This is a genomic window from Bradyrhizobium sp. USDA3010 (genome assembly GCF_056429065.1).
The window spans coordinates 1-255 of the sequence record NZ_JBWJZD010000162.1 but is presented as its reverse complement, the minus strand read 5'-3'; the positions used below and the strand labels follow the sequence as shown (position 1 = coordinate 255).

The following is a 255-nucleotide window of genomic DNA, read 5'->3' as shown; positions in this document are numbered from 1 at the left end:
TCGCCTCGAAGATCCGCCACCAGACGCCCTTGATGCTCCATCGACTGAAGCGCCGGAACACGCTGTTCCAATCCCCGAACGCCTCCGGGAGATCACGCCAGGGAGAGCCCGTGCGAACAATCCAAAGCACACCTTCCACGAACATCCGATTGTCGCGCCCAGTGGAGCCCTTCTGGTCGGGGCGACCTATAATCAGCGGCGCCATCCGCTCCCAAGCCGCGTCGCTCAATACCAAACGGTCCATCACACCCAAGA

General features: G+C 61.6%; 1 protein-coding gene. It reads right to left on the bottom strand.

Annotated features, from left to right (window positions below; all coding sequences use genetic code 11):
- On the bottom strand, positions 1-253 hold a 253-nt coding region (locus AC066Y_RS43390), incomplete at its 3' end, for a transposase (RefSeq protein ID WP_478279158.1).
- Positions 254-255 lie beyond the last annotated feature (2 nt).